This window comes from Succinivibrio sp. (assembly GCF_045124615.1).
Lineage (GTDB): Bacteria > Pseudomonadota > Gammaproteobacteria > Enterobacterales > Succinivibrionaceae > Succinivibrio > Succinivibrio faecicola.
The window spans coordinates 1-14529 of record NZ_JBGVMC010000102.1 but is presented as its reverse complement, the minus strand read 5'-3'; the positions used below and the strand labels follow the sequence as shown (position 1 = coordinate 14529).

The 14529-nt window shown below is 39.0% G+C and carries 13 protein-coding genes and 1 pseudogene; all 14 read right to left on the bottom strand.

All coding sequences use genetic code 11. The features are described 5' to 3' along the window. Positions 1-441 (bottom strand): hypothetical protein (locus tag ACJML3_RS02915; protein WP_406020450.1); only part of this gene is annotated, 441 nt, incomplete at its 3' end. 303 nt (positions 442-744) lie between these two features. Next, positions 745-1971 (bottom strand): NADH:ubiquinone reductase (Na(+)-transporting) subunit F, encoded by a 1227-nt coding sequence (gene nqrF, locus ACJML3_RS02910; protein WP_219936710.1) that lies wholly within the window; start codon positions 1969-1971, stop codon positions 745-747. Between the two features lie 9 nt (positions 1972-1980). Further along, entirely contained in the window at positions 1981-2580 is a 600-nt protein-coding gene (gene nqrE, locus ACJML3_RS02905; protein ID WP_219936708.1) for an NADH:ubiquinone reductase (Na(+)-transporting) subunit E, read from the bottom strand. Between the two features lie 2 nt (positions 2581-2582). Continuing rightward, complete coding sequence (locus ACJML3_RS02900) at positions 2583-3242, bottom strand: NADH:ubiquinone reductase (Na(+)-transporting) subunit D (protein ID WP_219936706.1); 660 nt, start codon at positions 3240-3242, stop codon at positions 2583-2585. Further along, entirely contained in the window at positions 3235-4026 is a 792-nt protein-coding gene (locus ACJML3_RS02895; protein ID WP_406020447.1) for a Na(+)-translocating NADH-quinone reductase subunit C, read from the bottom strand. The genes ACJML3_RS02900 and ACJML3_RS02895 overlap by 8 nt, the downstream gene beginning before the upstream one ends. After that, positions 4013-5248, bottom strand: coding sequence for an NADH:ubiquinone reductase (Na(+)-transporting) subunit B (locus ACJML3_RS02890; protein WP_406020452.1), 1236 nt, complete (start codon positions 5246-5248; stop codon positions 4013-4015). Before ACJML3_RS02890 ends, ACJML3_RS02895 begins: the two co-directional genes overlap by 14 nt. Before the next feature lie 18 nt (positions 5249-5266). Continuing rightward, positions 5267-6622 (bottom strand): Na(+)-translocating NADH-quinone reductase subunit A, encoded by a 1356-nt coding sequence (locus tag ACJML3_RS02885; RefSeq protein ID WP_406018964.1) that lies wholly within the window; start codon positions 6620-6622, stop codon positions 5267-5269. Positions 6623-6904: 282 nt separating this feature from the next. Beyond that, entirely contained in the window at positions 6905-8194 is a 1290-nt protein-coding gene (locus ACJML3_RS02880; RefSeq protein ID WP_406020446.1) for an AmpG family muropeptide MFS transporter, read from the bottom strand. A 9-nt stretch (positions 8195-8203) separates the two neighbouring features. Then, the gene (locus ACJML3_RS02875; RefSeq protein ID WP_219936698.1) at positions 8204-8692 is read right to left on the bottom strand and encodes a YajQ family cyclic di-GMP-binding protein; all 489 of its coding nucleotides are present in this window, start codon (positions 8690-8692) and stop codon (positions 8204-8206) included. 2 nt (positions 8693-8694) lie between these two features. Next, on the bottom strand, positions 8695-10560 hold the full coding sequence (dxs, locus tag ACJML3_RS02870; RefSeq protein WP_406020443.1) for a 1-deoxy-D-xylulose-5-phosphate synthase: 1866 nt from the start codon (positions 10558-10560) through the stop codon (positions 8695-8697). A gap of 3 nt (positions 10561-10563) precedes the next feature. Beyond that, entirely contained in the window at positions 10564-11451 is an 888-nt protein-coding gene (gene ispA, locus ACJML3_RS02865; protein ID WP_406020441.1) for a (2E,6E)-farnesyl diphosphate synthase, read from the bottom strand. Between the two features lie 38 nt (positions 11452-11489). Next, positions 11490-11711 carry an exodeoxyribonuclease VII small subunit gene (xseB, locus tag ACJML3_RS02860; protein ID WP_406020440.1) on the bottom strand — a complete coding sequence of 74 codons (222 nt, stop codon included), beginning with the start codon at positions 11709-11711 and terminating at the stop codon, positions 11490-11492. Between the two features lie 16 nt (positions 11712-11727). After that, positions 11728-14106, bottom strand: coding sequence for a phenylalanine--tRNA ligase subunit beta (pheT, locus tag ACJML3_RS02855; protein ID WP_406020438.1), 2379 nt, complete (start codon positions 14104-14106; stop codon positions 11728-11730). A gap of 18 nt (positions 14107-14124) precedes the next feature. Next, positions 14125-14529 (bottom strand): annotated as a pseudogene (locus ACJML3_RS02850) (phenylalanine--tRNA ligase subunit alpha); the annotation flags it as partial.

The following is a 14529-nucleotide window of genomic DNA, read 5'->3' as shown; positions in this document are numbered from 1 at the left end:
TTTAATCTTATCGGTAAATGTTATCTGATAACCTGCAATTTTATATAAGGTACCTTTATCTGAGAAATTTATTTTAACCAGATTGTCAAATATACCTTCTTTAATCTTCATGTAGCCAGCCTGTTCAAAAAGCTTTGCAATCTTAAGCTCTTTTTGAAATTTGGACTTGTAATGATCAGTACCGTAAGATCCTTTAAACTTTCTGTTATATAGGCTATCGTCACCATTAGTTAATGGATCATCTGATGGTACAGGGACAATATATACCCAATTTTGATCTGTAGATGAGCTGTCAAGCTCGCCTGGAATGTAAACATATGCTTCTTTTTTTTGTAGGAGCTTATTTACAGTTTTTGCACAATCACTCTCTGATGGACCTCCACAACCTGTCAAGATAGCAGCTGCGGCAAAAATAGGAACTAGAGTTTTTAATACATTCATGTCATACCTCAAGTAAAATATTGTTTTATGAACTTGAGAAAGTATTTAACAAATAATTTAGATGAAAGCCTTTTGTACTTGATTGAATGACTAACTTGAATCATAGGTCACATAAGCTACATTTATAATGACTTCTATTGCTTAATATATTGCAAATTCATAAAAGAATTTTGTAATACTTGCATTAATAAGTAGTTAAAGAAGTGAAAAAAGCTTTGTATAGAATCAGTTGGATTATCAGATCAATGTAAGATGAAGACAAAGGGACTGAAGAATCAGTCCCTTTTGCAATTTAGCTCTTAATTAGCCACCAAAGTTATCGAAGAGGATGTTCTCATCTTCAACACCTAATGAGTGGAGCATATCAACAGCTGACTTAGACATCATTGGAGGACCACACATGTAGTACTCAACGTCTTCTGGGTTCTTGTGGTCACGCAGATACTGCTCGTAAAGAACATTTGCGATGAAACCAGTTAAACCAGTCCAGTTATCTTCAGGCTGTGGATCAGATAATGCTAAGTGCCATGAGAAGTTTGGATGCTCCTTAGCTAACTGATCGAACTCATCGGCATAGAATACTTCTGCTAATGAACGTGCACCGTACCAGAAAGAAATCTTGCGCTTTGAATCAAGTCTCTTTAACTGATCGAAGATGTGTGAACGCATTGGAGCCATACCAGCACCACCACCAATGAATACCATTTCATTGTCGGTATCGCGAGCAAAGAACTCACCGAATGGACCAGAAATAGTTACCTTATCACCAGGCTTTAAGCTCCAAATATATGAAGACATGATTCCTGGAGGAGCTGATGGATTACCGAATGGAGGTGTAGCAATACGTACATTCAGCATGATTAAGCCCTTTTCACCAGGGTAGTTAGCCATGGAGTATGCTCTGATGGTTGGAGTATCAACCTTTGATACTAACTTGTCAAAGCCAAAGTGCTTGAATGCACCCTGATACTGTGGCTCGATATCGAAGTCTGCATACTTAACAGTATGTGCAGGAGCTTCAATCTGAATATAACCACCAGCGCGGAATGGAACTTCCTCGCCCTCAGGAATACGTAAACGTAACTCTTTAATGAATGTAGCAACGTTGTGGTTAGAAATAACCTCACATTCCCACTTCTTAACACCGAATACCTCTGGAGGTAATTCGATTTCGCAGTCATTCTTAACAGTTACCTGACAGGCTAATCTCCAACCTTCTCTGATTTCACGCTTTGAGAAGTGTGAATATTCGATAGGTAGAACGTTACCGCCGCCCTGAGTAACCTTAACTTTACACTGACCGCAAGCACCACGACCACCGCAAGCTGATGATACGAAAATACCCTTCTCAGATAAATCGTTTAACAGCTTACCGCCAGCTGGGCACTTCATTGCCTTTTCTGGATCACCGTTAACGCCGATAGTAATATCACCTGACTGTACAAGGAACTTTCTTGCAACAAGAATAAGTGCTACTAGTACTACGACGATAGCAACGAACATTAAAACACCAGATACAATAGTAAACATGTATCCCCCTTATAACTGAATACCAGAGAAGGACATGAAGGCAACTGCCATCAGACCTGCTGTGATAAAGGTTAAAGGTAAACCACGGAGACCTGCAGGTGCACTAGCATACTTTAACTTCTCGTTAATAGCAGCTAAGAGTACTAAAGCAAGCGCCCATGATGAGCCAGAGCCTAATGCATATACTACAGACTCACTGAAGGTATACTCACGCTGTACCATAAATGAAACACCTGCGAAGATAACGCAGTTTACGGTAATAAGTGGTAAGAAAATACCAAGAGCTGCATACAGTGAAGGTACATACTTATCTAAGAAGATCTCAAGGATCTGAACTAAAGCTGCAATAACACCAATGTAGGTGATGAAGCTTAAGAATGATAAGTCTAAACCAACAACTAAAGCATCAGGCTTTAAGATATAGGTATTGATTAAGTTGTTAACAGGAACTGCTAATAACTGAACCATGATAACTGCTGCGCCTAAACCTGCTGAGGTTGTAACCTTCTTAGAAACTGCTAAGAAAGTACACATACCTAAGAAGAAGGCTAAAGCCATGTTCTCAATGAAAACACTCTTAATAAAGAGGGATAAATAATGCTCTAACATTATTAATAATCCTCCCTGTGGGTATCGTACTCAAGAGGTTCCTGTAAATCCTTACGGAAGGTTTTAACAACCCAAATCAGTAAGCCAACTAGGAAGAATGCACATGGTGGCATTACTAATAAGCCACAAGGTACATACCAGCCGCCGTTGTTTACAGTCTCGAAAACAGTCATGCCGAACCATGAACCTGAACCGAAGATCTCACGGATAGATGCAACAACGCAAAGAACAAGCATATAGCCTAAACCGTTGCCTAAACCATCAAGGAATGAAGCAAGTGGTTTTGACTTTAATGCAAAGCCTTCAGTTCTACCCATAACGATACAGTTAGTAATAATAAGACCAACATACACTGATAACTGCTTTGACAGATCGTAGGCAAATGCCTTTAAAACCTGGTCAACTAAGATTACTAGTGATGCAATAACTGTCATCTGAGCAATGATACGTACAGAGTTAGGGATTAAGCTACGTACTGTTGAAATTGCAAGGTTTGCAATAGAACATACGAAGATAACTGACAGACCCATAACAAATGCAGTCTTCATGCTTGAAGTAACAGCTAAGGAAGAACAGATACCTAAAACCTGAATCATTACAGGGTTATTTGCAATGATAGGTGTCAGGAAAGTTTCCTTTAAGCTAGGACCCTTGTTACTCATTTACAATGATCTCCCCTTTGCTTAAATTCTCTAAGAATGGTCTGTAAGCATCACCTAACCAGTACTTAGCAGTGTTATCAACACCAACTGAAGTTAAGGTTGCACCAGACAGAGCATCGATATCAAAATCATGCTCAGAAGCATTCTTCTTGATACAGAACTTATAGTCGCCGTTCTCGTCGGTAAGTTTCTTGTTAACCCATAGAGCCTGCCAGCGAGGATTGTCGATTTCGCCACCTAAACCTGGAGTTTCACCGTGTGAGTAGAAGGTAACACCTAAAATGGTATTAGCATCTAAAGGTGATAAAGCAACGTAACCGAAAACAGTTGACCATAATGCCTGACCGTAGAAAGGAAGAATTACACGTACTACTTTGCCATTGTCATCTTTTGCAAAATAAACTGGCATGTACTTAGAACGTGAAATAATTTTTGCTACGTCACGGTCCTTCTCAATCTTAACTGATGAAGCAGGCTTTTTAGCTAATGATGCAAAGTTGTAGCCTTCAATTTCATTTGCAGGAACAGCATCATCTGCAAGACGGCCGGTTGCTACATCGATAAGATGTGACTCAATATGTGCTTTAAAGGTCTTTGATACTGAATCTTTAACTTCAAAACCAGAAACCTTAAGAATGTTAACCTGACGGTCATTCTCAACAGCAGCCTTCTTGAATGGATCAAGAGCAACTACAGCTGATGAAACAAGCACTGAGCATACTAAACAGAAGGTAACAATAATAATTAATGTACCTAATGCGGAATCTTTATTAAGCTTGGACACGAGCAAGTCTCCTCTTAATATTGCGCTTAGCAGCTAGGTAGTCGAATAAAGGAGCCCAGCAGTTAGCGAACAGAATTGCCAACATCATGCCTTCTGGATATGCAGGATTTACAGTACGAATCATGATTACCATGATACCGATTAAGATACCAAATGCCCACTTACCTTTTGATGTAAATGAACTTGATACAGGATCGGTTGCCATAAAGACAGCACCAAAAGCAAAACCACCAAGAACTGCATGCCACTCAAATGGCATTGAGAACATTGGGTTGGTTGCTGAACCGATATAGTTGAATAAGGTAGCAGTTAAGAATGCACCGATAAGGATACCTAACATGATACGTAGTGATGCAACACCTGTTAACAGGATGATAGCAGCACCAACTAAAATCATAGCTGTTGAACCTTCACCAATTGAACCTGGGATGTTACCTAAGAAAGCATCCATCCAGTTAATCTGGTGACCTAATGCATCCTTAAGACCGCTTGCACCTTCTGCAGCCCACTGTGCAAGTGGAGTTGCGCCAGAGTAACCGTCTACTGGAACCCAGCACTGTGTACCAGAAATTGAAGCAGGATATGCAAAGAATAAGAATGCACGACCGCATAATGCAGGGTTTACGAAGTTTCTGCCTGTACCACCGAATACTTCCTTACCGATTACAACACCGAAGCTGATACCTAAAGCTGCCTGCCATAATGGCATGGTTGGAGGCACAATCAGTGCAAATAGGATAGAAGTTACGAAGAAACCTTCGTTGATTTCGTGGTGACGAAGTAAGCAGAATAAAACTTCCCAGAAAGCACCAACAGCAAATACTACGATGTAAATAGGTAAGAAATAAACTGCACCTAATAACATCTTTGAGTATACGCTAGCATCAGCACTTAATGAACCGCCAAGTAACTGTGCTAAAGCATAGTGCCAGTCAGCTGAAAGAAGGCTGTAATACTCAGAAACGATTTCCTGAGAATTTGGCAGTGAAGCAATAGAAGTTACAATCTGATTACCTACGTTATACCAGCCCCAGAACATTGCAGGGAACACAGCAGCCCAAACGATGATCATGATACGCTTTAAATCAACGAAATCACGAACATGAGTTCTGCCGGTTGTTACACGTCCTGAACTGTATAAAAATGTAAATGTACCCTCATATAAAGGATAGAACCAATGTAGTAGTCCGCCTTTAGTGAAGAGTAAGGAGAATTTCTTCATTACGTCTAGTAACACTTATTAACCCTCCACCTCAATCTTAGTTAAGCTTCTGCGTAATAATGGACCGAAGTCATTCTTACCTGGGCAAACATAAGTTGCAAGTGCAATATCATCTTCAGAAAGCTCAAGGATACCTAATAACTTAGCCTGATCAACATCATTGATGTCAATAGCACGAAGTAACATTGTAGCCTCAACCTCATATGGAGCTAATACCTTGTCATAGCAACCGATTGGCAGAATGGCACGAGGACCACCATTTAATGCGGTGTTGAAGGTATATTTAGATGGTCTTAAGAAGTTTGCAAGGAATGCTCTGGTTGCTGAATGACGGTGTAAACCTAAGCCCATCCAGTTACCTAAGAAGAATTCGTTACAGTTACCTTCCTCAAGCAATGCAACTGCCTGGTGGTAACGGCCAAGGTATGCAAATACACCTGTTGCGATGTTACCATTTAGAACAGTACCAGAAATAACACGTACACCCTGTGAAGACTTCACAATCTCATTTGCAGTTAATTCTGCAACGCTTGCGCCTAATAATGTCTTTACAAGACGTGGTTTCTTAGCATTTGGACCTGCAATTGAAATAACGCGCTCATTGAATAGCTCGCCTTCAACAAACAGATGACCGATAGCGATAACATCCTGATAACCGATGTGCCATACAGTCTTATTCTCAGAAACTGGATCAAGATGATGGATATGAACACCAGCTAAACCTGCAGGATGGTGACCCTTGAATGACTCGTAACGGATGTTGTCAGCTGTTACAAGTGGTACGTCATAGTCGCCCTTACATACATAAACCTGTACACCGATGCGGCTTAAAACCTTAACACCGTTTGCAAAAGCTTCTGCCTGAGCTGAAATAACTACCTTAGGATCAGCTGCCAAAGGATTTGTATCAATAGCAGTAATGAAAATTGAGTGAGGAAGAGAACCGATTGCAGGCACCTTGTCAAATGGACGTGTACGTAATGCAGTCCACATACCAGATGCAACCAATTCATCAACTACTTCCTTTGATGAAAGACCTAATAGTCTGTCTGCTGAAGTCTTTTTGAATTCAACACTTTCACCGTTAGGATCTACTTCAATTACTAAAGACTGGAAGCAACGTCTCTCACCTCTATTGATAGCTACTACAGTACCAGCAGCAGGAGCTGTGAAACATGTTCCAGGATTTTTCTTATCTTCAAAGAGAACCTGACCTTTCTTGACTTTCTGGCCAGCTTCAACAGCCATTGATGGACGAAGACCTACGTAGTCTGTACCTAATAAAGCTACATGACTTACTGCAGGACTATCACTCACCGACTGTTCAGGCTTGCCGCCAATTGGCAGATCCAATCCTTTTTTGATATTAATCATAGACGGTTCCAATTAAATAAAAATAAGGAAAAATTTCCCGATTACCTCCCCGCCCTCACATATAAATCTGAAACAAAAACATATGTCACAAATATAGCGGGCAGGATTTTTCAATGTGAAATTTTATCATTAAAACTTAGTAAATTCTAATGAAATCAAACCTAAATCTAAAATGTTAGATAAACATCAAAAACAAATGAATTTTTAATTTATTTTTGTAAAAAAAGTTTGTTGAATTTGGACAGATTAAAACATAAGAGTGCAGTTTCTGCACTCTTTTGATTATGAAGGATTTTTATCTTCGTTTTTTTCAAAGTATGGAGCTACCTTGAGTAGAAGAAGCATTCCAGGAACTGCAAGAACAGTACAGATATAAAAGAAGTTTTCCCAACCGCAGAATTCGACTATATAGCCGGTTGTTGCATTACAGAAAGTTCTTGGAACCGCACTTAATGATGTAAGCAAGGCAAACTGTGTTGCTGCATAGGCTTTACTTGTTTTTGCTGAAATAAAAGATACAAAGGCAGCTGTTCCAAGGCCAGCACCAAGATATTCAAAAATAAGAACAATAGCTAGATACCAAACTGAAGGGGCTGTTTCTCTGCCTGCACCTATATGAGCTAGAAAGGCAAATCCAAGTATAGTTACAAGCTGACCGAAACCGAAAATCCAGAGTGCCTTATTAATGCCGATTTTCAGCATAATAATGCCACCTAGGATGCCACCGATTATCATGGACCATATTCCACAGTTCTTTGCGACTAAGCCAATTGTAAGCAAATCATATTTCAGATCGATATAAAAAGGAGTTGCTAGTGCTGTAGCCATTGAATCACCAAGTTTGTAACAGAAAACAAACAGAATTATTAATAGCATGGACTTTAAACCTGCTCTGTTAACAAACTCTCTGAATGGTTCGATAATAGCCTGTTGCAGATTTTTTGCACAGACAATGGTATCCGGCTCTTTTAAGAATATTGACAGAATCAGACATGGGATCATGAAAGCTGCTGTTATAAAGAAAACAGCCTGCCATGATATAAAATCTGCAAGAATTAAAGAAAGACCTGCAGGGATAAGACTTGATGCTCTTGATGATGCAATAAACAAGGATGTTCCAAGACCTAGTTCATTATCCTCAAGAATTTCTCGTCTGTATGCATCAATTACAATATCCTGTGTTGCAGATGAGAATGACAGGATCAGCGTTATTATAGCAATAACAATTGTACATGACTGAGCGTTAAACTGACCTACAAAGAATATAGATAAAAAGACAGCTATCTGCGAGAGAATTATCCAGCCTCTTCTTCTGCCTAATTTAAATGGATTGTATCTATCAACAAGAGGGGCCCAGAGAAATTTCCAGGTATATGGAAATGATGCCAGAGAAAAAAGGCCGATTTCTTTTAGATTAACACCTTCTTTTCTCAAATATGCGCTAATTAGTGTAAGAACAACGAAAAGAGGCATGCCTGATGCAAAACCAAGGCACAGGCATATGAACATCTTTTTTGAAAAGATCTGTCTTATCAGATCTTTTTTCGATTTTCTTTCAGATGATTCAGGCATATTTATACCTTAATCTCTGAAGTTTTCGTACTGCAATGGCTGCTCTATCTTTGATGAACGAACAAGAGCAATTACAGCCTGAAGATCGTCTCTTTTCTTGCCTGTTACACGTATAATATCGTCGTTGATCTTAGCATCAACTTTGATTTTTGAATCTTTGATAATTTTAATGATTTTCTTTGCAAGTTCCTTATCAATACCTTCTTTGAAAGAAACTACCTGTATTGATTTTTTACCAGATCGAGTTATTTCCTTAAACTCAGCTGCAGTTGCCTCGATATTACGCTTAATCAGTTTCTGTCTTAGAATATCGTCCATCTGCTGAATCTGAAATTCTTCTGAAGCTTCTAATTTCACTTCGTTTGAAGCCTTATCAAAATTAAAAGATGCCTCAACGCCTCTAAAATCATATCTTGTCTGAAGTTCGCGATTTGCATTATCAACAGCGTTTAAAACTTCATCTTTCTTTAACTTTGAAACAATATCAAATGAAGGCATTTTTACTCCTTGTACATTTTTATAAGATTTTCTATGCTATTAGCATCTAATTTTTCATCTTCTAGCAATTCTGATCTCTTACCTTCCATAACGAATCTATCAGAGATTCCGAGATTTATAACCTTTACATCATTTCTAATACTATGAGCTACGGACATGACCTCCTGTCCGATGCCACCTTTTACAACACCTTCTTCAAGAGTAATCACAGTATCGTGATTCATAACAACACTTTTAATGCACTCTTCATCAAGTGGTTTTATAAATCTCATGTCTATTAAAGTTGTATCATTTCTCTTGCAAACATCTTTTACTGAACGCAGTAAAGAGCCAAAACAGAGAATTGCAACCTTTGATCCTGTCATTACTGTTTTTGCTTTTCCTATCTGAACTGTATCATCAAGACTCAGTTCGTTTAAAGCAACATCATCACCATCTCTTGAATATCGGATTAAAGCAGGTTTATTTAGCTTATATGCTGTATTTAAAAGAAGATACTGCTCTTTACTGTCCGATGGACACATGATTGTCAGATTTGGAATGCATCGTGAAAATGCAATATCAAATATTCCCTGATGAGTAGGACCATCAGGACCTACAATTCCAGCTCTGTCAACAGCCACAACAATAGGAAGATCCTGAATTGCCATGTCATGAATCAATCCATCATACGCTCTTTGAAGGAATGATGAGTATATACCTACAACAGGATGCAATCCTCCAGCAGCAAGACCAGATGCAAATATCATCGAATGCTGCTCTGCAATACCAACATCAAAAAATCTGTCAGGATAAGCCTTCTCAAACTCGCACATACCTGAGCCTACAGGCATTGCAGGAGTTATGGCAACCAGCTTTTCATCCGCTTTGCCCATATCACAAAGCCATTTACCAAAAACATCTGAATATGTCTTGATTGAATCGACTTTTTCATCATCGCTGATACCTACAGCAGGATCAAATGTTGGAACTCCGTGATATTTTGTTGGGTTCTGTTCAGCTGGGGTATAGCCCTTACCTTTCTTTGTCACAACATGGACAAACTGTAAACCGCCAATCTGTTTTACATTATTTAAAATAGAAACCAATGATGGGAGATCATGACCATCAATAGGTCCGATATAGTTAAATCCAAGCTCTTCAAATAAAGTTCCCGGGAGCAGCATTCCTTTTGCATGTTCCTGAGCTTTCTCTGCAAGTGACTTGATTGCAGGAAGTTTTTCTAGAACCTTCTTTCCACCTTCAACAAATTTTACATAATATGGGCTAGCAAGAATTGATGCTAAATACTGAGAAACTGAACCTACATTCTCAGAAATACTCATCTCGTTGTCGTTAAGGATAACTATAAGATCAAGATCCTTTGTGCCACCTGCGCAATTTAATGCCTCATATGCAGCACCACCTGACAAGGCACCATCGCCTATGACAGCAACAACTTTATTCTTTGTTTTTAAATTTCTTTCACATACTGCAAGACCTAATGCAGAGCCAATTGATGTTGAAGCATGACCTGTTGATAAAAGATCATACTCAGTCTCTCCACGCCAGACAAAAGCGTGTAGTCCGTTTTTTTTACGAATGGTTTGAAGCTCTTCTTTATGACCAGTAAGAACTTTGTGTGGATATGCCTGATGGCCTACATCAAAAATAATCTTGTCATCAGGGGTATTAAATACATAATGAAGGGCTGTTGTAAGTTCAACAACTGCAAGGCCTGAAGCTAGATGACCTGATGTTTTACTTACGGAATTGATTATATATTCTCTCAGTTCCTGACAAACAAATTTTAATTCATCTACAGGAAGTTTTCTTAGATCTTTTGGAGACTTGATGCTGTCAAGTAACGGTGTATTTAATTCTTGCACTTACTAATGATCTCTGCTGATAGTAAAACGTGCGAACTGAGCTAAAACCGATGTATCAATATCAAGTTTTTTCAACTCGTTTACTGCATTTTCAACACACTCATAAGCAAGTTTTTTAGCATTATCAAGACCTAAAAGGCTGACATAAGTGCTCTTATCAAGGCTGATATCTGAACCTTGAGTCTTGCCCATAACAGAGGTGTCTCCAATAACATCCAATATATCATCCCAAATCTGGAATGCAAGACCAGTATACTTTGCATACTCGTCTAATATCAAAAGCACAGATTCTGTCACATTCTCAGAGGCTACTGCACCCATAAGTACTGCAGCTCTAATAAGTGCACCTGTCTTTTTAGAATGAAGAAGTCTTAATTTTTCTAAAGGGATCTTCTTTCCCTCAGAATCAAGATCCATAGCCTGTCCGCCGCACATACCTGTATATCCTGCTTTTGAAGACAGTATTTTTACAAGATTTGCAACAGCTTTATCAGATAGACCAGATTTGCTATCAGACAGAATTTCAAACGCCATTGTCTGTAGAGAATCTCCTGCTAACAAAGCAATGGTTTGAGAGAACTTCACATGAACAGTTTCATGTCCTCTGCGGAGTTTGTCATTATCCATTTCTGGCATATCATCATGAATCAGTGAATATGCATGAATACATTCAATTGCAGCGGCTGGATAATCGAGTTTTTCAAAAGAAGAACCTAAAGCAAGTCCTGTAGCATAAACAAGCAGAGGACGAGCTCTTTTACCACCTAGAAGCAGGCCATAGCTCATAGCCTCCTTAAGATCTGGTGCAGCATCATCAAAATTATCAATATAATTCTTCATGAATGTATTGATTCTTTCAGATACTGTCTTGGCAAATTCCTTAAGTTCCATTATTTCTCCAACCGCAAAAAAACTAGTAAAGGGTATGATTAAGGCTCTTTATTTAGGACTTTCTGAGCATTCTCTCGAACGACTTCGATTTTTCCTGAAAGTTCTTCAAGGCTCTTCTTGCATGATACTGCAAGCTCCATACCCTTTGAATACAGTTCAATAGCCTGATCAATAGGTAACTGACCATCTTCTAGTTTTTTGGTAAGTTCTTCAAGAGCAGCTAAGCGCTGTTCTAAAGAGGTCATATTATTATCAACCATGGCTATATCTCCTATATTAAGAACGCAGACTTGCGTTGAATTTTTCCTTTGCAGCTTCAACAAACTTGGTTGCTAATGCTTCAATCTCAGATTCTTCAAGTGTACGCTCTACATCCTGAGCAATAATTGCAATTGCTACAGAACGCTTGTCACCTAAAGACTCATCCTCAAATACGTCAAAGACAAAGGCATCGCTTACAATCTTACCACCAAGTTCATATGCTAAAGCTGTTAAATCATAAGCATTTACGCTCTTATCAACAACAAATGCAAAGTCTCTTCTAACAGATGGGAACTTTGAAATTGGGTTGTATGATGGAATATTACGTACTGATACAGCAGAACGAGCAATCTCAAACACACCAACTTTCTGCTTGAAGCCTAAAGCTTTTGCAGTTGTTGGATGAAGCATACCAACATAGCCAACTTTCTGACCATTCTTAAGAATATCAGCACTCTGGCCTGGGTGAAGCATAGGCTCATTGCTTCTTACAAAAGTAAATACATCGCTGTTTGCTGTTACACCAAGTAAAGCTTCAACGTCACCCTTGATATCAAAGAAATCAACTGCTCTGCTCTTAGCATGCCAGCCTTCTTCCTCAATATCGCCTGCTGAAATACCAGCAACCATAGGTTCCTGTCTTACACCATTTTCAGCATTCTGATCGATAATATAAATCAGTCCCTGCTCAAATAGTCTTACCTTCTTCTGCTGACGATTTAAATTGTATTTAGCAACAATTGAAAGACCTGCAAGAAGACTTGTACGCATTGCAGAAAGTTCTGGTGAAATAGGAGTATTAAGCATTAATGGCTTAATTGAGCTAAACTCCTTTAAAACCTTTGGATCAGTAAATGAATATGTAATTGCCTCATTGTAACCGCTGTCAGTCATAGCTTGTCTGATATCTCTATCAGCAACCACTTCTTCCTTTTCGTGAACCATATAAAGCTCACTTACTGGAGTTACGTTAGGAATGTTGTCATATCCATAGATTCTTGCAACTTCCTCGATGATATCTTCTTCAATTTCAATATCAAAACGGAAGCTTGGTGAAACTACTGAATAGCCACCATCAATCTTCTGGGGATCAAGTTCTAGATTGTGAAGAATTGTGTATACAGTATCGTCATCAATCTCTTTACCTAGAACCTTAGCAATCTTTGCTAAACGAACATTGATGCGCTCGTGCTTTGGAAGATCATCCTCACTTACAGCTTCTGTTACAGGACCTGCACTTCCACCTGCAATTTCAATTAAAAGTTCAGTTGCACGCTCAATTGCTCTGCGCTGATTGTCGTGATCTACACCACGCTCAAATCTATGAGATGCATCTGTGTCTAAACCATACTGACGAGCACGGCCTTTAATAGCATCTGGATGGAAGAATGCTGACTCTAAAAGAACGTCTGTTGTATTATCATCAATACCTGAATTTAAGCCACCAAAAATACCAGCTAAACCTACTGCACCCTTTGAATCTGCAATAACCAATGTATTTGGCTTTAATGAAATCTCTTCACCTGATAAAACAGTCAGTTTCTCACCTTGTGCAGCCTGTCTTACAACAATCTTGTCGTTAAGCTTGTTTAAATCAAATGAATGTAATGGCTGGCTGTACTCAAGCATTACATAATTGGTAACATCTACGATAGGTGAAACAGCACGAATACCACAACGGCGCAGTCTTTCTACCATCCATAACGGAGACTTAGCTTTCTGATTAACACCCTTGATGATACGGCACAGATAGCGAGGACATGCTTTCTTGTCTACAACTTCAACAGGGAAAACATCGTCAATCTTGTTCTCTACAGAGAAAACCTTGTTTGCCTTAAACTCACGACCTAAAAGAACTGATACTTCACGGGCGATACCAACAATACCAAGACAGTCAGGGCGGTTAGATGTCAGATCAACATCGATGATCTTGTCATTTAACTCAAAATACTCTCTGATATCCATTCCTATAGGAGCATCATCAGGTAATTCAATAATACCGTTTGATTCATCTGACATGCCTAATTCCTTGTAGGAACATAACATACCATATGACTCTACACCACGAAGTTTTGCCTTCTTGATATCAATACCATTTACATGAGCACCAATCAGAGCAACGCAGACTGTAAGTCCTTCTCTGCAGTTAGGAGCACCACATACGATCTGAAGATTTTCGCCAGTACCAGCATCAATCTTTGTAACATGCATATGGTCTGAATCAGGATGCTCTACGCACTCTAATACCTTACCAATAACAACATGGCTGAAGTTATCAGCAACATCGCTAATTGAATCTACTTCAAGGCCTGCCATTGTAATCTTATCAGCAAGCTGCTCAGCACTCAGGTCGTTTTCAACCCACTCATCAATCCACTGTTTATTGAAAATCATTTTTTCTATCCAACCTAACTAAGCAAACTGTTTTAAGAAACGTAAGTCATTCTCAAAGAACGCTCTTAAATCATTAACGCCATATCTGAGCATGGTTAATCTTTCTACACCCATACCAAAGGCATAACCTACATATTTATCTGTATCAATGCCTACGTTCTTTAAAACATTTGGATGAACCATACCGCAACCTAGCACTTCAAGCCACTTTCCGCCTTTTCTGCGTAAGTCAACTTCAGCTGATGGCTCTGTAAATGGGAAGAATGAAGGACGGAAACGAACCTCAAGCTCTTCTTCAAAGAACTTTAGTAAGAACTCATTTAATACACCCTTTAATTCAGCAAACGAGGTGTGTTCTTCAACAAGAAGACCTTCAACCTGATGGAACATTGGGGTATGTGTCATATCATAGTCATTACGATA